Annotated in this window: 20 protein-coding genes; 9 read left to right on the plus strand and 11 right to left on the minus strand. The window is 68.5% G+C overall.

Translation table 11 applies throughout. The features are described 5' to 3' along the window. The first annotated feature begins 247 nt into the window (after nucleotides 1-247). The 3 genes from VF106_RS42565 (at nucleotide 248) to VF106_RS42575 (ending at nucleotide 2,916) form a co-directional block, all read left to right on the plus strand. Complete coding sequence (locus tag VF106_RS42565; protein ID WP_330845725.1) at nucleotides 248-847, plus strand: hypothetical protein; 600 nt, start codon at nucleotides 248-250, stop codon at nucleotides 845-847. Nucleotides 848-945: 98 nt separating this feature from the next. Then, the gene (trmB, locus tag VF106_RS42570; protein ID WP_330845910.1) at nucleotides 946-1,590 is read left to right on the plus strand and encodes a tRNA (guanosine(46)-N7)-methyltransferase TrmB; all 645 of its coding nucleotides are present in this window, start codon (nucleotides 946-948) and stop codon (nucleotides 1,588-1,590) included. A gap of 21 nt (nucleotides 1,591-1,611) precedes the next feature. Continuing rightward, complete coding sequence (locus VF106_RS42575) at nucleotides 1,612-2,916, plus strand: amidohydrolase family protein (RefSeq protein WP_330845726.1); 1,305 nt, start codon at nucleotides 1,612-1,614, stop codon at nucleotides 2,914-2,916. A 324-nt stretch (nucleotides 2,917-3,240) separates the two neighbouring features. On the opposite strand, the gene VF106_RS42580 is transcribed toward VF106_RS42575, so the two are convergent. From VF106_RS42580 to VF106_RS42605, 6 genes are all read right to left on the minus strand, one after another. After that, entirely contained in the window at nucleotides 3,241-3,930 is a 690-nt protein-coding gene (locus VF106_RS42580; RefSeq protein WP_330845727.1) for an SDR family oxidoreductase, read from the minus strand. Next, on the minus strand, nucleotides 3,927-5,930 hold the full coding sequence (locus tag VF106_RS42585) for a PhoX family protein (RefSeq protein WP_330845728.1): 2,004 nt from the start codon (nucleotides 5,928-5,930) through the stop codon (nucleotides 3,927-3,929). Before VF106_RS42585 ends, VF106_RS42580 begins: the two co-directional genes overlap by 4 nt. 94 nt (nucleotides 5,931-6,024) lie before the next feature. After that, nucleotides 6,025-8,070, minus strand: coding sequence for a PhoX family protein (locus VF106_RS42590; protein ID WP_330845729.1), 2,046 nt, complete (start codon nucleotides 8,068-8,070; stop codon nucleotides 6,025-6,027). A gap of 104 nt (nucleotides 8,071-8,174) precedes the next feature. Continuing rightward, nucleotides 8,175-8,870 (minus strand): hypothetical protein, encoded by a 696-nt coding sequence (locus VF106_RS42595; RefSeq protein ID WP_330845730.1) that lies wholly within the window; start codon nucleotides 8,868-8,870, stop codon nucleotides 8,175-8,177. Then, on the minus strand, nucleotides 8,867-9,376 hold the full coding sequence (locus VF106_RS42600) for a sigma-70 family RNA polymerase sigma factor (protein WP_330845731.1): 510 nt from the start codon (nucleotides 9,374-9,376) through the stop codon (nucleotides 8,867-8,869). The genes VF106_RS42595 and VF106_RS42600 overlap by 4 nt, the downstream gene beginning before the upstream one ends. A 32-nt stretch (nucleotides 9,377-9,408) precedes the next feature. Beyond that, nucleotides 9,409-10,038 carry an LUD domain-containing protein gene (locus VF106_RS42605; protein ID WP_330845732.1) on the minus strand — a complete coding sequence of 210 codons (630 nt, stop codon included), beginning with the start codon at nucleotides 10,036-10,038 and terminating at the stop codon, nucleotides 9,409-9,411. A 110-nt stretch (nucleotides 10,039-10,148) separates the two neighbouring features. Here VF106_RS42605 and VF106_RS42610 point away from each other — a divergent pair, with 110 nt between their 5' ends. Further along, the gene (locus tag VF106_RS42610; protein ID WP_330845733.1) at nucleotides 10,149-10,553 is read left to right on the plus strand and encodes a winged helix-turn-helix transcriptional regulator; all 405 of its coding nucleotides are present in this window, start codon (nucleotides 10,149-10,151) and stop codon (nucleotides 10,551-10,553) included. Here VF106_RS42610 and VF106_RS42615 read toward each other — a convergent pair. Both VF106_RS42615 and VF106_RS42620 read right to left on the minus strand, forming a co-directional pair. After that, complete coding sequence (locus VF106_RS42615) at nucleotides 10,528-11,619, minus strand: inositol-3-phosphate synthase (RefSeq protein ID WP_330845734.1); 1,092 nt, start codon at nucleotides 11,617-11,619, stop codon at nucleotides 10,528-10,530. The two genes, VF106_RS42610 and VF106_RS42615, sit on opposite strands and share 26 nt — an antisense overlap. A gap of 84 nt (nucleotides 11,620-11,703) precedes the next feature. Further along, nucleotides 11,704-12,261 (minus strand): PadR family transcriptional regulator, encoded by a 558-nt coding sequence (locus VF106_RS42620; protein ID WP_330845735.1) that lies wholly within the window; start codon nucleotides 12,259-12,261, stop codon nucleotides 11,704-11,706. Nucleotides 12,262-12,548: 287 nt separating this feature from the next. Between VF106_RS42620 and VF106_RS42625 the strand changes: the two genes are divergently transcribed. The 3 genes from VF106_RS42625 to VF106_RS42635 all read left to right on the plus strand — a co-directional run bounded on the left by VF106_RS42625 (nucleotide 12,549) and on the right by VF106_RS42635 (nucleotide 17,560). After that, the gene (locus VF106_RS42625) at nucleotides 12,549-12,953 is read left to right on the plus strand and encodes a DUF5318 domain-containing protein (RefSeq protein ID WP_330845736.1); all 405 of its coding nucleotides are present in this window, start codon (nucleotides 12,549-12,551) and stop codon (nucleotides 12,951-12,953) included. Nucleotides 12,954-13,035: 82 nt separating this feature from the next. Further along, entirely contained in the window at nucleotides 13,036-15,864 is a 2,829-nt protein-coding gene (locus VF106_RS42630; protein WP_330845737.1) for a transglycosylase domain-containing protein, read from the plus strand. A gap of 127 nt (nucleotides 15,865-15,991) precedes the next feature. Further along, nucleotides 15,992-17,560: a glycosyltransferase family 87 protein gene (locus tag VF106_RS42635; protein WP_330845911.1), complete on the plus strand. Its 1,569-nt coding sequence runs from the start codon at nucleotides 15,992-15,994 to the stop codon at nucleotides 17,558-17,560. 298 nt (nucleotides 17,561-17,858) lie between these two features. Here the strand turns inward: VF106_RS42635 and VF106_RS42640 are convergent, their stop codons facing one another. The 3 genes from VF106_RS42640 to VF106_RS42650 form a co-directional block, all read right to left on the minus strand. Then, nucleotides 17,859-18,350, minus strand: coding sequence for a hypothetical protein (locus tag VF106_RS42640; RefSeq protein ID WP_330845738.1), 492 nt, complete (start codon nucleotides 18,348-18,350; stop codon nucleotides 17,859-17,861). 22 nt (nucleotides 18,351-18,372) lie between these two features. After that, nucleotides 18,373-19,740 carry a glycosyltransferase family 87 protein gene (locus tag VF106_RS42645; protein ID WP_330845739.1) on the minus strand — a complete coding sequence of 456 codons (1,368 nt, stop codon included), beginning with the start codon at nucleotides 19,738-19,740 and terminating at the stop codon, nucleotides 18,373-18,375. A 62-nt stretch (nucleotides 19,741-19,802) separates the two neighbouring features. Continuing rightward, nucleotides 19,803-20,573 carry a deoxyribonuclease IV gene (locus VF106_RS42650; protein WP_330845740.1) on the minus strand — a complete coding sequence of 257 codons (771 nt, stop codon included), beginning with the start codon at nucleotides 20,571-20,573 and terminating at the stop codon, nucleotides 19,803-19,805. Nucleotides 20,574-20,760: 187 nt separating this feature from the next. Between VF106_RS42650 and VF106_RS42655 the strand changes: the two genes are divergently transcribed. Continuing rightward, nucleotides 20,761-21,753 (plus strand): hypothetical protein, encoded by a 993-nt coding sequence (locus tag VF106_RS42655; protein ID WP_330845741.1) that lies wholly within the window; start codon nucleotides 20,761-20,763, stop codon nucleotides 21,751-21,753. 73 nt (nucleotides 21,754-21,826) lie between these two features. Further along, nucleotides 21,827-22,123, plus strand: coding sequence for a 30S ribosomal protein S6 (gene rpsF / locus VF106_RS42660; protein ID WP_330845742.1), 297 nt, complete (start codon nucleotides 21,827-21,829; stop codon nucleotides 22,121-22,123). Nucleotides 22,124-22,137: the final 14 nt, after the last annotated feature.

The raw sequence follows: 22,137 nt of genomic DNA on the forward strand, positions 1-22,137 counted from the left end.
ACGCCATTCGGGTACGTTTCGAACGAAAAGATCGCAAACAGGTAACGGCCGTAACCAACTACTCGATGTTCCCAACTGGGTGGGGTGCGTGTTGTACAGCACACAACGTGGTTAAAGCCACGTTAAGTCCTCGTGATCCTTCCCACAGCAGGCGGACACACGGTATGAACTGAGGTCATATCGTAAGTAGGCAGTCCCAAACCACGCCCTAAACTTAATTGCGGGGGGCGTCCCTGGAGGTGGACTTGTGACGGTGGTTGACACCGGCCCAACTACTGATGCCGCCGCCGCGGCTGAGGAGCAACGGCGCTCGTCACACCTACCGTCCGAAGCCCTGCGCGTCGAACCGCTGCTCGGCCTCGAATGGTCGCAGGCAATCGAACAGTGGGGCGGCGAGAACGCCACCACACCGTCCGAGACCCGCAGATCCTGGGTGCATCGCGCTCCCGAGCAGCAGGTGCTCGCCCTCTACCGCGCGATCGTCGAGACCGACCCATCGGCACCGGCCCCGTGGTGGCTGCGTGCGCTGGCCGACGGCAAGCTCACCTCCCGACTCGAGGGCTACACGGTCGAGGACCGGGTCTCGAAGCTGCTGTCCACCCGGCCCGGCTGGGTGTACGTGCCGTGGACCGCGGACGGCGACTCGGGTTTCTGGGAGTACGTGCCGTCCGAACGCAAGCTGGCCGAACCGGGCGTGCCGACCACGCTCATGCTGACCGACCAGCACAACGGTTGGATCGACGTGATTCGCGTGCACGCGGGTGACGACTCGCCGGCGCCGATCGCGGTGGCCGGGCTCGCGGACCTGCGGGCGAACCTCGCGCGGGTGGAGTCGCTCGCCCCGTAGACACCTGTTTTGAACTGGCCGGCCCGGATGAGGCACAGTCATGCGTCGTGGACGTACCCCGGCGCACCGTTGTCAGCTTCGTGAACCGCGGCGGTCGCATGACCGTCGGGCAGACCCGTGCGTGGGAACGGCTGTGGCCGTCGCTCGGCCAGGACATCGCGTCGCTGCCGGCGGGACCGGTCGATCTGCCCGGGTGGTTCGGTCGGGTGGCGCCGGTGACGCTGGAGATCGGCTCGGGCATGGGTGAGACCACGGCCGCGCTGGCCGAGGCCGAGCCCGAGGTGAACTACCTGGCCGTGGACGTCTACCAGCCGGGGCTCGCACAGCTGATGATGCGTGCCGAGACCGCTGGGCTGAAGAACCTCCGGCTGATGCGCGGCGACGCGGTCGTGCTGCTCGAACAGCACCTACCGCCGGAGTCGCTGACCACTGTGCGGATCTACTACCCCGACCCGTGGCCGAAGAAGAAACACCACAAGCGCAGGCTGGTGCAGCCGTCACTGGTGTCGGTGGTGGCGTCACGGCTCGTGCCCGGCGGAACGCTGCACCTCGCGACCGACTGGGAGCACTACGCCGAACACATGCTGGCCGTTGGCTCGGCCGAGCCGTTGCTACGCAACAGGTTCGCCGACGAACCGGGCGGTTGGGCACCGCGCCCGCCGTGGCGCCCGCTGACGAAGTTCGAGAGCCGCGCAGAGGAGGAAGGGCGCGTCAGCCGCGACCTCATCTTCGAACGAAGGTAACCCTCCTGGCAGGATCGACGCATGATCCGTCTGCACGCGCCGATCGTCCTGCCCTGTGATCCGGCATGCAGTGTGCTGCGTGACGCGGTCGTGGACGTCGACGCGTCGGGTCGCATCGGCTACGTGGGCCCGTTCGCCTCGGCGCCCGCCGCCCACCTGCCGATACGCGCGCTGCCCGGCATCCTCATGCCGGGGATGGTCAACATCCACGCCCACAGCCCGATGACGGTGTTGCGTGGCATGGGTGGCGACCTGCCGCTCATCAGGTGGCTGCGGGAGATCATCTGGCCGGCGGAGTCACTGCTCACGCCGTCGGACATCGAGGCCGGCATGCTTCTCGGCTCGGTGGAGATGCTGCGCAACGGGATCACCACGAGCGTCGAGCAGTACTTCCAGCCGGAACACATGGTGCGCGCGGTGCTCGCGTCCGGCGCGCGGATGCTGCTCGGCCCGGCCATCGTCGACACGCCGGACTACGACTGGCGCGTGCAGCTGGCCGAGGTGAACGCCCGCATCGACGGCGACGGCCTGCGCCCGCACGAGCGGATCGAGATCGCGTACGGCCCGCACTCGGCGTACACGCTGTCCCCCGAGGCGCTGACGATGATCGCGGAGGCGGCCAGGTCGCGGGACGCGTTGATGCTGCTGCACGTGGCGGAGTCACATGGGGAGGACGCCGGGCAGCGAGCTGAATACGGCTCCGTGCCGCGACTGCTGGCGTCGATCGGCGCGCTGGGCGGACGGGTGCTGGCCGCGCACGCGGTGCATCTGTCCGATGAGGACATCGAGATCTTCGCCAGGCACGACGTCGCGGTCGCCCACTGCCCCGGCTCGAACGGGAAGCTGGCGTCGGGCATCGCCCGGCTCCCCGAACTGCGGGCCGCCGGCGTGCGGGTGGGCCTGGGCACCGACGGCCCGGCGAGCAACGACGACCTGGAGATGTGGGAGGAGATGCGCCTCGCCGCATTGCTGGCCCGCCTGTCCACGATGGACTCGGCAGCCCTGACGGCGGCGGACGTACTGCTGCTCGCCACGAGAGACAGCGCCGATGCCATCGGCCGCGACGACATCGGCGCACTGGAACCGGGCCGGTGGGCGGACATCGTGCACGTGGACACGTCGTCGGAGGCGTTCGCGTCGGGCCTGTCGGTGCCCAACCAGCACCTGCTGGCCAACCTCGTGTGGGCGTCCGCCGGCCGCGACGTGCGGGACGTCTGGGTGGGCGGCGAGCAGGTGGTCGCCGACTTCGAGCCCACGAAAGTCGAGCGAGCGAAGGTTCAGGCGGAAGCAGGCGCGGTGACCACGCGCTTACGTGCGGCCACCTGAGAGCGGCTCCCCCGGCTCTCACCCGCCCCGGGTCAGCCTCCGGCCCCCGGAATCCAGCCTATCGGCGAGCACCGACACTCCCGGCCACACAACAGGCAACCGGCAAACAGTTCACCCGCCCAACCCGAGCGAAAGTCCCACTCGCGCGCCGGGGGCCCCCCGATTTCCAGCCTAACGCCCAGGACCGACAGTCCCGGCCAGACAAGATCGACACCACGGGGGTTGTCCACAGCCCGACCAGTTGTCCACAGGGCGCGGTCCGAAGCGACAAAACCGTCAGCCCCCTGCCGTAGGCTGGAAACCGGGGGCCCGGAGGCCAACCGGTCAGCTGTTCGGTTGGCGGATCACGATTTCGTGGACGTGCGCGTCGCGGGGGGTCTCGATCGCTGTCCTGACCACGCCGGCGACCGTTTCCGGGCGCATGTACCGCTCTGGCACGTAGGCCGCGTTCTCGAAGTCGCGGACGCCTTTCTGCATGTCGGTCGCGGTGCGGCCTGGGTGGATGGAGGTCACGCGTAGCCCGTTTCGTTCCTCCTCCGCGCGCAGCACGTCCGCGTAGGCACGCAGTGCGAACTTGCTCGCCGCGTACGGGCCCCACTTCGCCTTCGCGTTGAGGCCCGAGCCGGAGTTGATCAGCACCACGTGGCCGGCCGACTCGCGGAGGCGGGGCAGGAGGAGCCGCGTCAGTTCCGCTACCGCCACCACGTTCAACTCGAACGAGTCGCGCCAGTCCGCCGCCGTCAGGTCCGTGAGTGCGCCGAGCCGGGAGATGGCGGCCGAGTGCACCAGCACGTCGAGGCGGTCGATGCCCATGGCCGCGGCGGCGACGGCCGACGTGTCCGTCAGCTCCACCGGCCAGGGGTGTGCCGAGGGCAGCCGCGACGCGAGCGCCTTCAGCGCCTCCTCGTCGCGGCCGCCCAGCAGCAGGTCGTACTCATCCGCCAGGGCCTCGGCCACCGCCATGCCGATGCCCCTGGACGCGCCGGTGATCAGCGCTCGCGGTCGATCTGTCATGCCCCCACTCTACGAACGGCCACGACGGACGGCCTGGGCTGCGAGGATCCGCCGTCCGGCCAGTGCGACAGCGGGTTGTCGGCGCTGGCCCCGTCCAGCTCGCCGGGGTGTTGGACCGACACCAGCACGAAGTCGTCCTTGATCACCGGGCCGCACGTCTCCGCGCCGTGCGGGACCGTCAGGAACTGCTTGACGTGCCCGCGTTCGCGGCCCTCGACCGGCACGGCGAACAGGCCGTCGTTGTGGCCGAGCGCGTTGCCGTCGGTCGAGATCCACAGGTTGCCCTTGCTGTCGAACGCGACGTTGTCCGGGCAGGAGATCGGGCTGACCTGCGACTTGTCGTAGCCGCCGAAGTACGTGTCGGCGGCGGCCGGGTCGCCGCACACCAGGAACAGCCGCCACGCGAAGCGGGTCGCCGTGTTGTCGCCGTGCCTCTCCTCCAGCTCCAGCACGTGGCCGTGGCGGTTCCGCACGCGCGGGTTGACCTCGGTGGCACCCTCCTTGCCCGTGTTGCCGCGCTCGCTGTTGTTCGTGAGCGCCGCGTACATCCGGCCCGTCTTCAGGCTCGGCTCCACGTCCTCCGGACGGTCCATCTTGGTCGCGCCGACCGCGTCGCCGGCCTGCCGCGTGAACACGTAGACCTCTTCGGCCGTGAAGCCGGGTACGAACGACCTGTCGCCCCGCGCCAACGGGATCCACTCGCCCGAGCCGTCGAACTCGCCGTCCGCCGGGAGCTTGCCGGTGCCGTCGATCTCCGCCGCCGGGCTGTCACCGGTGAACTTCGCGACGTACAGCGTGCCGGAGTCGAGCAGCTTCTTGTTGTGCTCGCGGGCGTAGCGGCCGTCGCCGGGCTTGAACTTCCCGTCCGACACGAACTTGTACAGGTACTCGAACCGCTCGTCGTCACCCATGTAGGCGACCACGCGACCGTCCCGCGCGACGATGACGTTCGCACCCTCGTGCTTGAACCGGCCCAACGCCGTGCGCTTGACCGGGTTCTCGTGCGGCGACAAGGGGTCGACCTCGATGATCCAGCCGAACCGGTTGGCCTCGTTCGGCTCCTTGGCCAGGTCGAAGCGCGGGTCGAACCGCTCCCACTTTCGTTCCGTGGCACCGGTCGGGAAGCCGTAGCGGGCAAGCCGGGCCTTCACCACCGGGTCGGTCACGGCACCCGCGTTCGCGTAGTACTGGTTGATGTTCTCCTCGCCGGACAGGATCGTGCCCCACGGGGTCACGCCGCCCGCGCAGTTGTTCTTGGTGCCGAGTACGGTCCGGCCCGCCGGGTCCGCGGTCGTCTTCAAGTACTGCGAGCCGGCCGCGGGGCCCCGAACTGTGAACGGGGTCGTCATCGTGATGCGCCGGTTGTAGTGCCGGTCCAGCTTCACGGTCAGCCGGCCGCGGCGGTCCTGCTCGACCACGACGACGGAAAGCCCGTGCGCGGCCCACCCGATCTCCACCTGCTCGCGGGTCGGGTTGTTCGGGTCGTAGTTGTGGAACATGTACTTCTCGCTGGAGTACTCGTGGTTGGACACCATGAGCCAGCGGTCGCGGCAACCCGGCACCGGCACGAGCCCGCAGAAGTCGTTGTTGAACCCGAACTGCTTGGCCTGCGCGGCCGCCGTCTGGCTCGTGAACTCCCATGCCGGCGCGTCCGGCAGCACGGGGTCGCCCCACCGGATCAGCACCTGTTGCGCGTAGCCGGGCGGCACCACCACCGCGTCGAGGTCGTTGGGGGCCACCGGTTCGAAGTCCAGCCCGGTGGGGGCAGCGGCGGCGGGGACGGCCAGCGCGGCCGTGCCCGCACCGGCGACGGCGAGGACGGCACCCGCCTTGAGCACGCTGCGACGGCTGACGATCTCACGGACGACGTCACCGAAGTACTGGTTGTCCGAGGTGTTCGGCGCCTCGTGGGCGCACGCGTTGCCACAGCGGTACTGGCAGGTGACGGATGCTCGTCTTGGTGAAGGTTTGGTGAACAGCGTCTTATCGGCAGGGAACATTGGCCGAACGTAAATCGGCAGGGCCTCCTGGACAAGAGGCCCTGCCGATGATCATCCGTTCAGCGACGTGCTTGAGCGGAGCTTGCGGAGCGCATCATCGACGCTTCTTCCACACCGCCACGACCGACGGGCGCGGCTGCGAGGTGCCGCCGTCCGGCCAGTGAGACAGCGGGTTGTCCGCGCTCGCCCCGTCCAGCTCACCCGGATGCTGCACGGAGACCAGCACGAAGTCGTCGGTGACGACCGGGCCGCAGGTCTCCGCGCCGTCCGGCACGGTCAGGAACTGCTTGACATGGCCGCGTTCCGGACCCTCGACCGGCACCGCGAACAGGCCGTCGTTGTGGGACAGCGCGTTGCCGTCCGTGGAGATCCACAGGTTGCCCCTGCTGTCGAACGCGACGTTGTCCGGGCAGGAGATCGGGCTGACCTGCGACTTGTCGTAGCCGGCGAAGTAGGTGTCCGGCGAGTTCGGGTCACCGCAGAGCAGCAGCAGCTTCCACGCGAACGTGGTGCCCGTGTGGTTGCCCCGGGTCTCGGTGATCTCCAGGACGTGGCCGTGCTTGTTGTTCAGGCGCGGGGCGACCTCGGTCGCGCCTTCCTTGCCCGGCTTGCCGCGGTCGGTGTTGTTGGTGAGCGCGGCGTAGATCTTGCCGTTCTTCAGGCTCGGCTCGACGTCCTCGGGACGGTCCATCTTCGTCGGGCCGACCACGTCCGCGGCGAGGCGGGTGAAGACGTACACCTCCTCGGCGGTGAAGCCCGGTACGAACGATGTGTTGTTGTGCGCCAGCGGGATCCACTCGCCGGAGCCGTCGAACTCGCCGTCCGCCGGGAGCTTGCCGGTGCCGTCGATCTCGGCGACCGGGCTGTCACCGGTGAACTTCGCGACGTACAGCGTGCCGGAGTCGAGCAGCTTCTTGTTGTGCTCGCGGGCGTAGCGGCTGTTGCCCGGCTTGTACTTCCCGTCGGTGACGAACTTGTACATGTAGTCGAACCGCTCGTCGTCACCCATGTAGGCGACCACGCGACCGTCCCGCGCGACGATGACGTTCGCGCCCTCGTGCTTGAAACGGCCGAGGGCGGTGTGCTTCACCGGCGTCGACTTGGGGTCGAGCGGGTCGATCTCGATGATCCAGCCGAACCGGTTGGCCTCGTTCGGCTCCTTGGCCAGGTCGAAGCGCGGGTCGTACTTCTCCCACTTGCGCTGCGACGCGCCACCCGAGATGCCGTAGCGGGCGAACCGGGCCTTCACGACCGGGTCGGTGGCCGCGCTGGCGTTGGCGAAGTACTGGTTGAAGTTCTCCTCGCCGGACAGGATCGTGCCCCACGGGGTGACGCCGCCGGCGCAGTTGTTCTGCGTGCCGCGCACGCGGGTGCCGGTCGGATCGGCGGACGTCTTCAGGTACTTCGAGCCGGCGGCCGGCCCCTGCACGACGAACGGCGTGGTCATCGTGATGCGCCGGTTGTAGTGCCGGTCGAGCTTCACCTCGAGGCCACCGCGGCGGTTCTTCTCCACGAGGACGACGGACATGCCGTGCGCGGCCCAGGCGATCTCCGCCTGCTCGCGGGTCGGGTTGTTCGCGTCGTATCCGAAGAACATGGCCGACTCGGTCGTGTACTCGTGGTTGGACACCATGAGCCACTTGTCGCGGCAGCCGGGGACCGGCACGAGCCCGCAGAAGTCGTTGTTGAACCCGAACTGCTTGGCCTGCGCGGCCGCGGTCTGCTTCGCGAAGTCGAACGCCGGCGCGCCGGGCACCACCGGGTCACCCCAGCGGATCACCACACCCTGCTCGTAGCCGGGCGGTGTGACCAGGGCGTCGAGGTCGTTCGGGGCGACCGGCTCGAAGTCGAGCCCGGTGTAGCCGCCCCACCGGTCGGTCTCCGGCGCGGCGGCCGCGGTTCCCGTGCCCACCGCCGCCATGCCCGCGCCGGCCACCGCGATCACGGCGCCCGCCTTCAGCATCTTGCGGCGGCTGACGACGTCCGCCACGACGTCGGCGAAGTACTGGTTGTCGGAGGTGTTCGGCGCCTCGTGCGAGCAGGCGTTGCCACACCGGTACAAGCACGTGATCGACGACCGGCCGCCTCTGGGGTTGGTCGTGAACAACGGGAGAAGCCGGGGTTTGTCGGCTGGGGACACGCGTGGCCTCCACTGTCAGGTCCTGGGAACGGGCCGACGGTAAGAGGCCAACACGTGGAGCAAGTGAAATGAAGATGAACAACCGCAGGTCGCACGGAAAGTGATCAGGTGATCGCGCTCTCCAGCACGTTCCCGGCCGCGTCCTTGGCGGTGTAGCCGAAGCCGGCGTACGTCTCCGGGAAGTCGGCGAGGATGAACGTGGCGTCCGGCCGCTCCAGCACCTTGCGGAGGTGCACGAGGCCGCCGCTGCCGGCACTCACCTCCAGTGTTTCGACCTCGGGTGCGGTGATGAACAGCATCAGGTTCGGGAGGGGACCGCCGTAGAGGGTCCCGCCGCTGAGTACCGCTTCGGTGACGACGCGCCCTCCCTGACTCGTCGGCGGCTCCGGAACGGGCCAGGTCGGCACGGGTTCACAGTCTCTCGACATCGGGATCGGTTCCTTCGGCAAGGCCTCGAGAACACACCACTTGTCGTCCACCACCGTCAACACCGCGACCTTGGTGATCCCGTCCTCGGTGAACGTGCCGAGGATGTTCACGCTGTCCTTGGCGTTGTTCTCCTCGAACCTGGGTGACGTCGTCCCGGTCGCGGCGCGGTGGCCGGCCGGCGCGTCGTTCCCGCTCAGCGCCACGGGAACCGCCACGCCGGCGATCACCACCGCGGCGGCCGCGGCGGCCAGCAGCACCCCTCGCCCCCGGCCGCGACGACGCTCGAACTCGGCGCGTGCGCCGGGGGTCGGCGGCAGCGTGTCCGCCGCCTCCCGCAGTGTGGCCCGCAGGCGATCTTCGAGGTCGTTCATCGGTCGTCCTCCTCGGCCAGCGCCGTCCGCAGCGCGGCCATTGCTTGGTGGATGGTGGCTTTCACGGTGCCGACCGCGAGCCCCAGGGTGTCGGCGATGGCCTGCTGGTCGAGGTCGAGCCAGTAGCGGAGCACGAGCACCTGGCGCTGGCGGCGGGTCAGCGTGGTGAGCACGTCCCACACCGCCCGGTTGGCGAGCGCGAGCGACTCGGCGGACGCAGCGTCCCGGTTCCGTTCGCGGGGCGCGCGGCGCACGACTCGCAGGTGCCGCAGCCGCGACCGGGACAGGTTCACCACCGTCCTGCGCAGGTAGGCCAGCGCCTTGTCCTGGTCGACCAGCGTCGGCCACCGGCTGTGCAGGCGGACGAACGCCTCCTGCGCGATGTTCTCCGGATCGTCCGCGCCGAGCAGGAAGGCGAGCCGCTTCATGGGTTCGAAGCACTCGTCGAACAACGCGTCGAACCCCGCACGCTCGGTGCGGGGTTCTGGGTCGGTTGCCGTGTTCACGCCCCCCTTGACGCCTGCATGGGCCAAAACGTTTAGAAGCCGATCTCCTCCCGCACCAGCACCACGGTCGCACGGGTCAGGTCGTACTCGCGCTCCAGCACGAGCAGCTTCCCGATGAACGACTCGAAGCCCTGCACGCGCCAGCGCTCGTGTTCCCTCGGGTAGCTGTAGGTGCGGACACGGCGGAACGCGGTGTCGAGGTCCGGCACGACCTTCTGCGCGCCGACCACCCAGATCACCTTCTCCGCGCCGGCCGCGTACGGGCCGAGCTGGCTCCCGCTCGCCGACGCCGCGACGAGGACACCGTCCTCGGTGACCGCGTGCACGCTGCCGACGACGACGTCCGGCGTGGCGCCCATCGTGACCTGTGTGCGGACGTCCTTCGGGTCGATGTCGGCCAGCTGTGCGCGGACGGACACGAACTCCGTGCCGTCGTCGATGTCGGCGACGAGGCCGGTGCGCCGCAACGTCTCGCTGTTGGCCGTGAAGATCGCCTTGTCCCGGGGCAGCAGATCGCGCACAAGCGCGCGGGCGTCGGCGGCGGTGTCGACGATGTGCGCGTGGTAGCCCCGCTCCCGGAGCCCTTTGGCCGCCCGGCTGAGCGCCTCGTCGTCGGCGGGCACGGCGAACGACTCGTCGACCGGCAATGCCTCGATGGTCATGGAGTTCCCCCTCACGGTCAGTTCCTGTTGGTAACTGACCCCATCGTGAGGAACTATTGGAGTGGCCGGAAGACGGCACCTTTTTCTGCGTCGGTGACGTGGAGGTAACCGTGCAGGTGGACGACGCGGAGCGGGCCAGGCTGTGTCACGCGCGACAGATCCTGGACCGGGTCGGCGACAAGTGGACGATCGAGGTGGTCCACAAGCTCGGCTGGCACGACACTCTGCGGTTCACCGAGCTGCAGCGGGCCATCGGGGGCATCAGCCAGCGGATGCTCACCGCGACACTGCGTGCGCTGGAGCGCGACGGGCTGGTCGAGCGCACGGTGCACCCGGTCGTGCCGCCTCGGGTGGACTACCGCCTCACCGATCTCGGCCGGACATTGCTGAGCACGGTGTGCCAGCTGATGGCGTGGGCCGTCGACCACGCCGACGACATCGACGAGGCCCGCGCGGCGTACGACGACCGCGCGGGCACCCGCGAAGGACTCAGCGCTCCAGCTCGCCCGCGATGAACTTCTCGACCGCCTCGTAGGCCTCGGAGTCCGAGTACTGCTCCGGTGGGGACTTCATGAAGTACGACGACGCGGACAGGATCGGGCCGCCGATGCCCCGGTCGAGCGCGATCTTCGCGGCGCGGACCGCGTCGATGATCACGCCGGCCGAGTTGGGCGAGTCCCAGACCTCGAGCTTGTACTCCAGGTTCAGCGGCACGTCCCCGAACGCCTTGCCCTCCAACCGCACGTAGGCCCACTTGCGGTCGTCCAGCCACGGCACGTGGTCCGACGGGCCGATGTGGACGGACGCGCGCTCCATCTCGTGCGGGATCTGCGAGGTCACCGACTGCGTCTTGGAGATCTTCTTCGACTGGAGCCGCTTGCGCTCCAGCATGTTCATGAAGTCCATGTTGCCGCCGAAGTTGAGCTGGTACGTGCGCAGCAGCTCAACCCCGCGGTCCTCGAACAGCTTGGCCATCACGCGGTGGGTGATCGTCGCTCCCACCTGGGACTTGATGTCGTCGCCGACGATCGGCACGCCGGCCTCGGTGAACTTGGCCGCCCACTCCGGGTCGGACGCGATGAACACCGGCAGCGCGTTGACGAACGCGACACCCGCGTCGATGGCGCACTGGGCGTAGAACTTGCCAGCGTCCTCCGAGCCGACCGGCAGGTAGGACACGAGCACGTCGGCCTGGGACTCGCGCAGCGCCGCGACGACGTCCACCGGCTCCTCGTCGGACTCGGTGATGATGTCCCGGTAGTACTCGCCGAGCCCGTCGAACGTGTGCCCGCGCTGGACGGTCACCCCGAGCGGCGGCACGTCACAGATCTTGATCGTGTTGTTCTCACTGGCGACGATCGCCTCGGAAAGGTCGCGGCCGACCTTCTTGGCGTCGACGTCGAACGCGGCGACGAACTGCACGTCACGGACGTGGTAGTCGCCGAACTGGACGTGCATCAGGCCGGGAACGCGCGTGTCCGGGTCGGCGTCACGGTAGTAGTGCACGCCCTGCACAAGCGACGCCGCGCAGTTGCCAACCCCGACGATTGCCACCCGGACACTGCGACTCTGTTCGCCCATGCCGGTCTCCTCCTTAGTCAACCGCGGCCACTCCCGAGCCGCGGGGCGGTGCCGAGATGCAGATCCGCACTGACCTGCCGGCGTCTACTCGACGCCGTCCTGTCGTTCTTTCTGCTCCCTCTGTTCGGTCGCGATCAGCTCGTTGAGCCAGCGGACCTCCCGCTCGCTGTGCTCCAACCCGAGCCGATGCAGCTCGCGGGTGTAGCGGTCGATCTGCTCACCCGCTCGCGCCATCGAGGCGCGTAGCCCTTCGCGCCGCTCCTCCACCCGACGGCGCCTGCCTTCGAGGATGCGCATCCTGATCTCGGCAGGCGTGCGGGAGAAGAACGCCATGTGAACGCCGAACCCCTCGTCGTCGTAGGCCTGGGGGCCGACGTCGGCAAGCATCTCGGCGAAGCGCTCCTTGCCCTCCGCCGTGAGCTTGTAGACGCGCTTGGCCCGTTTGCCCCACGCGCGGGTGGCGAGGTCCTGAGGGTCGTCTTCCACGATCAGCCCGGTCCTGAGCAGCCTGCGCAACGTCGGGTACAGCGATCCGTACGAGAACGTCCGCAGCGTGCCGAGCATGTCGAACAGTCGTTTGCGCAGCTCGTAGCCGTGCATCGGGGCCTCGTGCAGCAGCCCGAGGATGGCGAACTCGAGCACTGGTGACCTCCTCACAGAGCTTGCGTCCGACGCTGTCGTTGGTGACTCGACCTACCGCACCACTATATCGCGCCGATACATCCATGAGGTGTCTCAGAGGTGGACGTGGTCGTGATCACGACCAGTACGTGAAGTCCGCGCGGCGTCGCACAGTGACGATCAACTGCAGGTCAGCGCCATTGACAAGCATGGGGACATCACTTCTTCAACGCAGAGTGGCCACATGCCCGCGCGCCGTACGTCAAACAGTGCGTGGACGTGGTAACGGCTCCGCGTAGGCTGTCCCCGTGCGTACACAGCGACAGGTGGTTGACTACGCGTTGCAGCGCAAGGCGCTGCTCGCGGAAGTGCACTCCGGTCGCGTCGGCACCATGGAGGTCTGCGACGCCAACCCGTACCTCGTGCGGGCTGCCAAGTTCCACGGCGCGCCCAGCGACGTGACCTGTCCGGTCTGTCGCAAGGAGCCGCTGACAAGGGTGTCCTGGGTGTACGGAGACGAGCTCAAGCACGCCTCCGGCTCGGCTCGCGCGCCGGACGAACTGGCACGAATGGCGACACTCTTCGCGGAGTTCACCGTTTACGTCGTTGAAGTTTGCCGCACCTGCGGATGGAACCACCTGGTGCTGTCATACGTCCTCGGGACGGGCGGACTTGACACCCACAAGCCACGGAGGAGGACAGCGGCGGAGTGAAACCCACCGTTTTGCCTGCTCCAAAGCTTATGACCACCACACGGCGGGCATGGCCGTGCGCCGCTATGGGAGGCCTGTTGTCGTGAACGACCATCGAAACCACCGGCACCGCGCGAGTGAGCCGGCATGGCCGACTGGTGACGACCCGAAGCCACGGGCGTCCGCGCAGGGGGAGGAGCGCACCGGCTTCTGGAGCCCCCTGTGGGAGAACGACGATGATGACGCGCCTGCGGCGCAGCACACGAACGGACGTGCGAACGGGCGGCACGAGCGCTCGAACGGGCATGCCCGCAAAAGCGGCGGTGAGCCGGCCGGTGGGCACCAGTGGCCGGCTGCCGACGAGCCGCCACCCGCGCCTCGCCGTCCCGAGCCACCGGCACAGCCGCGCCCGGCCGCCCGCCGTGGCGCCGCCCCGGTGTGGCCCAGTGCCGAGGAGTCGCCGACGGTGCGCCGTCCCGGCGGTCCGCACACGCCGCCACCTCCCGGTGGCCGGAAGCCGGGTCCGCCAGGAGGTCCGACCACCCAGCTGGTCCGCCCGCCGCGTCCCGCCGGGCCGCCCCGACCCGGAGCGAGACCAGGCGTCGACCCCGACGGTCCGACGGAGCTGATGCGCCCCACCAACCGCGGTGGCGGCCCGGAGCCCCAGCTGCTCACGCACCGGGAGCTGGACTACGACGAGGACCTGAACGACGATCCGGACCTCTACGACGACGAGGACTACCCGCTCAGCGACGGGGACCGCAGGAGCCGCAAGAAGAAGATCTGGCGGCGCGTGCGGCGCACGATGTACGTGCTCACCGCGCTGGGGATCATCGGGCCGATCATCGCGTTCTTCGTCGCCTACCAGATGGTCGAGGTGCCGACCCCCCAGCAGGTCGCCGCGAAGCAGGAACAGGTCGTCACGCTGCTGTACGGGAACGACCAGCAGATGTCCCAGATCGTCCCCGAGGACGGCACCCGTCAGTTCGTGAAGTACGACGACATTCCCGACACGGTCAAGCACGCGGTGTTCGCGGCCGAGGACGCCGAGTTCATGACGAACCCCGGCTTCGACATCTCCGGCGTGATGCGGGCCGGTTGGGACCAGGTCAGCGGTGGCAAGGGTGGTGGCTCCACGATCACCCAGCAGTACATCAAGAAGGCCACCGGCGACGACGAGGTGAGCTACAGCCGTAAGGCACTCGAGGTCGTCAAGGCGTACAAGATGAACAACACGTACTCGAAGGAGGCCATCCTCGAGGCGTACCTGAACACCATCTACTTCGGGCGCAGCGCCAACGGCATCGCCGCGGCCGCCAAGGCGTACTACGGCAAGAACCTCGACCAGCTGTCCCCGTCCGAGGCGGCGCTGCTCGCCGGCATGATCCAGACTCCTGGCAAGTACAAGGACGAGGCCTACATGCAGCGGCGCTGGAAGTTCGTGATGGACCAGATGGTCGACAAGGGCTGGCTGTCCGCCGCCGACCGCAAGGCCGCGGTCTTCCCCGCCGCGTCGATGATCCCGGTGGAGAACGCCAGGCCGAAGGCCATCGAAGGATCGCGAGCGCACATCCAGAACGCCGTGCTGAAGGAGGTCGAGAAGGAGGCGGGTCTGAGCGTCGACGAGCTCCGGAAGAACGGCTACATCATCAAGACCACGATCGACCCGGCCGCGCAGGACATGGCCGAGGCAGCCGTGACGGAGGTGTTGACGGGCCAGCCGGACAACCTGCGGTCGGCCCTGGTCGCGGTGAACCCGGCCAACGGTGAGGTGGTCGCCTACTACGGCGGCGCGGAAGGCAACGGCCTCGACTGGGCGGGCACACCCCAGGAGCCTGGCTCGTCGTTCAAGCCGTTCGACCTGGTCGCCCTGCTCCAGACGGGCCGGGGACTCGCCGAGACCTACGACGGCAGCAACAACCGTGTGTTCAACGGCCAGACGGTCCGCAACGCGGGTGGCGACTCGTGCGGCGAGAAGTGCACCGTCGCGCTGGCGATGAAGAAGTCCATCAACACCGTGTTCTACGACATGGCGGTGAACGACGTCGGCACGAGGGCCGTGGCCAACGCCGCTGCCGAGGCCGGCATCCAGACGAACCTGATGGCGAACGGCGACGTGCCGGACGGCAACATCGCCATCGGCGGTGGTAAGACGCAGGTGTCGACCCTCGAGATGGCCTCGGCGTACTCCACGTTCGCCGCGAACGGCATCTACCACAAGCCACATCTGGTGAAGCAGATCCTCACCCCGGACGGCAAGCTCTTCTGGGAGCCGGGCCAGGCGGCGACGGAGGGCAAGGCCGCGTTCGACCCCAACAACTCGCAGAACAACCAGAAGATCGCCCGTAACGTCACCGAGGCTCTGATGCCGATCCCCGAGTTCTCGAAGATCCCGCTCGCGGGCAAGCGCCCGGTCGCCGGCAAGACGGGCACCCACCAGTACGGCGAGACCAAGGACAACGCCAAGGCCTGGATGGTGGGTTACACCCCACAGATATCGACCGCGGTGTCGCTGGCCGCCACCGACCCGACCGGCACTCAGCAGATGCCGGTCAGGGACAAGGAAGGCAACCCCGTCTCCGGCGCCAAGATACCGGGCAAGATCTGGCAGACGTTCATGAACAACTACCTGAAGGACCTGCCGAAGACGCCCTTCATCAAGTTCTCGCCGATCGGCAAGGCGTTGGAAGACGAGGACGGCGAGTCGAAGAAGAACAGCACGACGAACCCCCCGACCCAGAACGACGACGGCAACAACGGCCGGGGCAACGACGGCGACAACAACAACAACGACGGCGACAACAACAACGGCCAGACGACGACCCAGCCGACCGATCCGACGGACACTCAGCCGACCGATCCGACGGAGACCGATCCGGATCCGGGTAACCCCAACAACATCCTGCCAACGGGTAGAACCAGCGGCGGTTGACCGGTTCCCGAGAAAGAGGCCCCATGTGGGGCCTCTTTCCTTTTCGGGGGAGAGGTGGGCCGCCGGGCGGTCTCCCCGGCCCCGTAGCATCGGCCGCGTGCCAGGCCACCCCGAGCCCGACGACGACATCGACGACAACACCGATGGCGACGACGCCCCGGCTCGTACCCGCGCCGCGGCCGTCAGCGACACCGCGACGCTCGGACCGACGGACCGCGTCATTCCGACGTGGACGGAGCCACTGGCCCGTGCCGGCAGCACCCCGCTCGGCGGCCCGCTCGGTGTGCACGCGGTCATCGGCCGGCACTGGTTCTGGACGCCGCTGCGGGCGGCGCTGCTGATCGCGCTCATCGGCCTGACCATCGGCTGGTTCGGCAAGGCGGCCTGCGTCCAGCAGCACTTCAGCCCTGAGACGAAGAAGCTCGAGCTGGACTGGCGGTCGAACCGGCCGTTCACCGCCATGTGCTATTCGGACATCATCCCGCTGTACAGCGCGGAACAGCTCGACAAGGGCGGCTTCCCGTACCAGACGAGCTGGTACGACGACGAGGGCAAGCCGACGCAGCACCAGCGGTGGATGGAGTACCCGGTCCTGACCGGTCTCTTCCAGTGGGTGAACGCGAAGCTCACCGACGGCTGGATGAAGATCGCGAACGCTGGCTGGCTACCGACCGGCCTGGCCGTGACGGTCTTCTTCGACATCTCGGCGTTCTGGTTGGCGCTGGCGTGGCTGGTGACGATCTGGGCGGTCGCGAGGACGGCACGGAGACGTCCGTGGGACGCCGCGCTCATCGCCGCGTCCCCACTGGTGATGGTGCACGCCTTCACCAACTTCGACACGCTCGCCACGGCATGCGCGGCGACCGCGTTACTGGCATGGGCCCGACGTCGCCCCGCCCTCGCCGGCGTACTGCTCGGCATCGGCGGCGCGGCCAAGCTGTACCCGCTGTTCCTGCTGGGCGCGTTGCTGGTGCTGTGCGTGAGAGCTGGCCGAATGCGCGCGTTCTACACGGCGGCCGGCGCGGCCCTGGCGACCTGGGTGGCGGTGAACCTGCCCATCGCCGTGCTGTTCCCGCGCGGCTGGTGGGAGTTCTTCCACCGCAACAGCCTGCGCGGCGCCGACCCCGACTCGATCTACAACGTGATCACCCAGTTCACCGGCTGGCAGGGCTTCGACGGTCCGCTCGCGTTCAACGAGTCACCGGTGTGGCTCAACCTGGTGACGCTGGTGCTGTTCCTGGCATGCTGTGCGGGCATCGCGTACATCGCACTGCACGCCCCGATCCGGCCCAGGGTGGCGCAGCTGGGGTTCCTGGTGGTGGCGGCGTTCCTGGTGACGAACAAGGTGTGGAGCCCGCAGTACTCGCTGTGGCTGGTGCCCCTGGCCGTCCTCGCGGTGCCGAGATGGCGACTGCTCCTGGGCTGGATGACGCTCGACGCACTGGTCTGGGCCCCGCGGATGATGTTCTACCTCGGCGACGACAAGAAGGGCCTGCCGATCGACTGGTTCATGTCGTTCGTCGTGCTGCGCGACCTGGCGGTGATCGGCCTGTGCGTCCTGATCATCTACGAGATCTACCACCCGACGAGGGACCTGATCCGCATGGGCGGCGAGGACGACCCGGCAGGCGGCGTACTGGACCGCGCGCCGGACAAGTTCGTCCTACGCAAACGCGTCAAGGAACTCGTTGGCTGACCGGGTCTTCGGTGCCGACCAAAGCCTGGGCTGTGGATAACTTCCTGACTGTGGACAACTCACCTCGGGCGGCGGGAACTGTCGGTGCCCTGCCGTACGCTGGAAACCGGGGGCCGGAGGCCACGCCCGGTACACAGGGACGTACGTGGATCCGTTGGGGCACAAGGTTTCGCGAGTGCGGCGCGAGCTGAGGAACACCTCTCCGCGGCTTGGCCTCCGGCCCCCGGATTCGACGCTACCGGAGGGTGCCGACATCCCTGGACCTACGCACATCGGCCTGTGGATAGGTGTGGACAGATCACCTGGTCTTCAGGAACAGGCGGCCGTTCGAGGACGTCAGTAGTTCGTCCAGCAGCTTGTCCGCCGACAGGGGTTGCAGGCGGCGGCGCATCACGCCGAAGAACTGTTCGCCCGGCCACCACACCATGGCGAGCACGATGGTGCCCAGCGCACCGATGAGCAGCACGCTGCCTTCGCGCTCGACCAGTGTCGCTACCAGGCCGGCCAACACCGGGAGCTCGATCGCCGGTTGGCGGGCCACGAGCGACTTCGACAGCCAGACGTGTACGTCGTCGCGGGTGGTTGGTTTCCTCGCGCTCAGCATCGGGTCGACGATCAGCATCATCACGAGGAAGCCCGCCGCCGCGAGGAACAGCGGGATCAGCGTGCCTGCCGTCGGATCGAAGGTGGTGTCGGGGATAGCGTTCAGGCCGATCACCGGAACGACGACCGCGGTCAGCGCGACCACGCCGGCCAGGAGCCGCGCGTCGGTGCCGTCCGTTCTGGCCATGGGCCATCAGAACGTCCGATGGTCACACTGTCAAGCGTTCTCGGAACGTTTCCTTCGCCGTGAGGAAGGCGCAGAACAGGCCGATCAGCAGTGCGGCCCTGCCCCACACGCCGACCATCACCGCCTGCGCCGCGAGACCGTCGAGGATGCCGCCGTGCCTTCCGTAGAAGACCTCGTACAGCCAGCGGAAGATGCCGATCCCCATCACCAGATCCGCCGCGAAGTACGCCACGATCCAACCCCACCGCACCCGCAGCAGCACGAACATGGGCACGAGCCACAGCGTGTACTGCGGTGAGTGCACCTTGTGCAGCAGCAGGAACCCGCACAGCATGGCCGCCGACACCGGCACCCACGGGTACGTGCCCTCCTTCTGGTACCGCACCCAGCCGATGGCGCACGCCACCACGAAGGAGATCAGCATGAGCAGCGGTGACAGGACACCGATGAGCTCCTGCACCGCCGCGTTGTTCGACTCCGAGAACGGGCGGAACCCCCAGAACCAGATCGAGTTCGTGGTGAGGTCGGCTTTGCGCAGCAGCTGGAACGTGAACGACGCGCGCCAGCCCTCGAAGCCCGCGATCATGAACGGCACGTTCACCGCGATCGCCGTGCCGAGTGCCGTGAGGGCCACGCGCAGCGCGCCGCGCCAGTCGGGGCCGGCGCGGCCGCCGAACTCCGCACCGCCGCGACCGCCGGTCAGCACGTACAGCATCAGCGGCAGCGCGAAGATCGCCGGGTAGACCTTGAACGCGAAGCCGAGCCCCAACAGCACCGCCGCGACCGTGGCTCTGGTCAGCAGCGGGCGTTCGGCGCCTCGCCTGCCCCAGCCGTGGTGCACCACGTAGAACGCCGCCGTCGCGCACAGCACCACCGGCAGTTCCCAGTTGTGGAACGCGTACATCACGAGCGGCGGACCGACCGCCCACAGCAGTGCCCGCCAGCCGGACATCCGCCCGAGCATCCACGCGGTGGCCAGCCCGAACGGCGCCAGTAGCAACGCCGAGTACAGCAGGAACTCGGCGTCGGTGTGCGCCGGGATCGCGGACGCCCAGATGAACACGCCGGTCAGGACCGGGTACTCGACCACGCCGCCGACCGGCTGGCCCTCGTCGGTCAACTTGCCGTGCACGTACGGGAAGACGTGGCGGTCGATGTCGCGGCCGATCCACAGCGTCTGGATGTCCGAGTAGCAGACCTCCTGGTACCGACGCTCGTCGAAGTCGGGCTGGCTGCGGCCCAGCTCGTCGAAACGCGGTCCGGTACAGCGGTCCTTGTTGACGAACCCCAGGATCAGCGTGATGCCGCACAGCGCGGTGAGCAGGACGAGCCCGAGCGAGGTCAGGCGGACGCCGAGGCCGGTGCGATCCCCCGCCCCCTCCTCCGACACGTCCGACTCCCCTGACCTCGGTTGCGACTCGGGTGCCGCCGCCGCACCGGCAGGCACGATGCTCACCGGCCCGTGGCCTCACGCAGGAACGCGATGTCGTCCGCCTGCCCCTCGGCCGGCGTCTCGACCACGACGGGCGCGCCGGCCTCGGCGACCACCGCGGCGAGCTGCGCTGAGTCGATCATGCCAGTCGCGATGTTGGCGTGGCGGTCACGTGACGACGCGAACTCGTCCCGCGAGCTGTTCAGGTGGACCAGGTCGATGCGGCCGGTGATGGCCCTGACCCGCTCGACGATGCCGACCAGGTCCTCACCGGCGGCGAACGCGTGGCACGTGTCCAGGCAGAAACCGGCGCCGAACTCCCCCACCTCGTCCCACAGCCGCGCGAGCATGTCGAACCGGCGGGCCATGGCGTTGTCCCCGCCCGCGGTGTTCTCGATCAGGATGGGCAGCGGGAAGCCACCTGCCTCGGCCTGCCGCTCGAAGAACTTGCGCCAGTTTGTGAGTCCGGCGGCCGGGTCCTCGCCCTGGGTCACGTGGCCGCCGTGCACGATCAGGCCCTTCGCGCCCGTCTTCGCGGCCGACTCCGCGTACTGGAGCACCGTCTTGCGCGACGGGATCCGGATGCGGTTGTTCGTCGAGGCGATGTTCACGGGGTACGGCGAGTGCACGAAGACGTCGATGCCGGCCTCGCGCAGCGCGTCGGCCTGTGGGTGGGGCGGCTGCGCCTTCCAACTCTGCGGGTCACCGAGGAAGAACTGCACGACGTCCGCGTTCCGCTCTCGCGCGGCGCCGAGAGGGTCGTCGCTGTGGATGTGGGCGCCGATGCTCATGGCCCGCGAGCGTAGTCGGCCGTGCCGACACAAAGAGGAGGTGTCCGGCCTACTCCTTAGTAGGTAACCGTTGGGCCGGATGGTCCAATAACGCCCGTCAGGCAAGTTGCCAGCCTGGTCAACGTCACCTGAGCGGGTTAACGTCGTTGAACAGGTGTTACCGGCGAGTACCGGGAGGGGAAGAACGATGCGCCGACGCGTGAAGAGCTTCGTCACCGCGGCCGCGCTCGTCTTCGCCACGTCGTCGATGACACTTCTGGCCGGTAGCGGCACCGCCAACGCGGCCGAGCCGATCATCATCGGCGACTGTTCCGTCAATGTCCAGGGCACCCCGGGCCAGCCGATCTCACTCGCGCCCGCCGCCGTGCTCGGCATCATCACCGACGTCATCCGGGCCATCCCCCTCCTCGGCCCGCCGATCGCCGCCGAGGCCAACAAGGTGATCGCCACGCTGCCGCCCATCCCGATCGGCGCGGTGCCGAACGGCACCAGCTACATCACCGGCGGCACCATCGCGAACGCCGTGGCCACGGAACTCAGGAAGGACCCGCTCGGGATCGGCGGCCTGCTCGCGGACTTCATCGCCGGCGTGCAGACCCAGCTGACGCAGGTGTGTGGCGTGACGGTCACCGGCACCAACGCCGCGGTGGCACCCGTGCAGGACGGCGCGGCAGCCGTCGCGGACGCCTCGGAGGAGGCGACGGCGAAGGTCATCCCCAGCCTCCCGGGCAGCACGCCCGGCGCGCCAGGTGGGTCTCCCGGCTCGAACCCCGGCACGACGCCGAGCACCGGCGGCGGCACCCCGGCGCCCAACCAACCCGTCACCGGCGGCGTGTCGGGCCTCGGCCTCGACCTGTACCAGTCGGGTCTGTGGAACTTCGGCCGCTCACCGATGGCCGACTACTCGAACATCCCGTTCGCCCGGCCAGGCATGTGGGCCCCGTCGCCCGGCGTCCGCTACGGCGGCGGCGTGCCGGGGTACTCGCCGGAGTTCGGCATCGTCGGGCAGACCGCGCCGGACGACGGCGTCTCCGTCGCCGGGCGCGCGGAGGCGATGAGCCCCTCACGCGGCCAGCGGGTCGAGTTCCCGGTGCTGCTCGCGGTGCTCATGCTGTCCGGCGTGACGGCCGCGCTCGTCCGCACCTGGGTGCTGCGCAGGGCGCTGCCGGCCGCCATGTAGCCTGTCTTCCGCAAGACCCCTCCTGCCACGGAGAGCCCGTGGCCGCCAAGCCCACAGGAGGTGAGTGGTCTTCATGCGTCATTACGAGGTCATGGTCATCCTCGATCCCACTCTCGACGAGCGCACGGTTCAGCCGACTCTCGACAACTTCCTCAACGTCATCCGCACCTCTGGCGGGAACGTCGAGAAGGTCGAGGTCTGGGGCAAGCGTCGCCTCTCGTTCGAGATCAAGAAGCACACCGAGGGCATCTACGCCGTGCTCGATGTGAACTCCGAGCCAGCAGCGGTCAAGGAGCTCGACCGTCAGCTGGGGCTCCAGGAGTCGGTGCTACGGACTAAGGTCCTGCGGCGCGACTCCGCGGGGGCCTGACACCTGGAGGTACA

The organism is Actinophytocola sp. (assembly GCF_036378875.1).
In the GTDB taxonomy this organism is placed as follows: domain Bacteria; phylum Actinomycetota; class Actinomycetes; order Mycobacteriales; family Pseudonocardiaceae; genus Actinophytocola.

What these genes read in the sequence shown, in the direction of transcription:
- trmB (WP_330845910.1), top strand. Translation starts at nt 946, where the DNA reads ATGACCGTCGGGCAGACCCGTGCGTGGGAACGGCTGTGGCCGTCGCTC.
- VF106_RS42575 (WP_330845726.1), top strand. Translation starts at nt 1,612, where the DNA reads ATGATCCGTCTGCACGCGCCGATCGTCCTGCCCTGTGATCCGGCATGC.
- VF106_RS42580 (WP_330845727.1), bottom strand. Translation starts at nt 3,930, where the DNA reads ATGACAGATCGACCGCGAGCGCTGATCACCGGCGCGTCCAGGGGCATC.
- VF106_RS42585 (WP_330845728.1), bottom strand. Translation starts at nt 5,930, where the DNA reads ATGTTCCCTGCCGATAAGACGCTGTTCACCAAACCTTCACCAAGACGA.
- VF106_RS42595 (WP_330845730.1), bottom strand. Translation starts at nt 8,870, where the DNA reads ATGAACGACCTCGAAGATCGCCTGCGGGCCACACTGCGGGAGGCGGCG.
- VF106_RS42605 (WP_330845732.1), bottom strand. Translation starts at nt 10,038, where the DNA reads ATGACCATCGAGGCATTGCCGGTCGACGAGTCGTTCGCCGTGCCCGCC.
- VF106_RS42615 (WP_330845734.1), bottom strand. Translation starts at nt 11,619, where the DNA reads ATGGGCGAACAGAGTCGCAGTGTCCGGGTGGCAATCGTCGGGGTTGGC.
- VF106_RS42640 (WP_330845738.1), bottom strand. Translation starts at nt 18,350, where the DNA reads ATGGCCAGAACGGACGGCACCGACGCGCGGCTCCTGGCCGGCGTGGTC.
- VF106_RS42650 (WP_330845740.1), bottom strand. Translation starts at nt 20,573, where the DNA reads ATGAGCATCGGCGCCCACATCCACAGCGACGACCCTCTCGGCGCCGCG.
- VF106_RS42655 (WP_330845741.1), top strand. Translation starts at nt 20,761, where the DNA reads ATGCGCCGACGCGTGAAGAGCTTCGTCACCGCGGCCGCGCTCGTCTTC.
- rpsF (WP_330845742.1), top strand. Translation starts at nt 21,827, where the DNA reads ATGCGTCATTACGAGGTCATGGTCATCCTCGATCCCACTCTCGACGAG.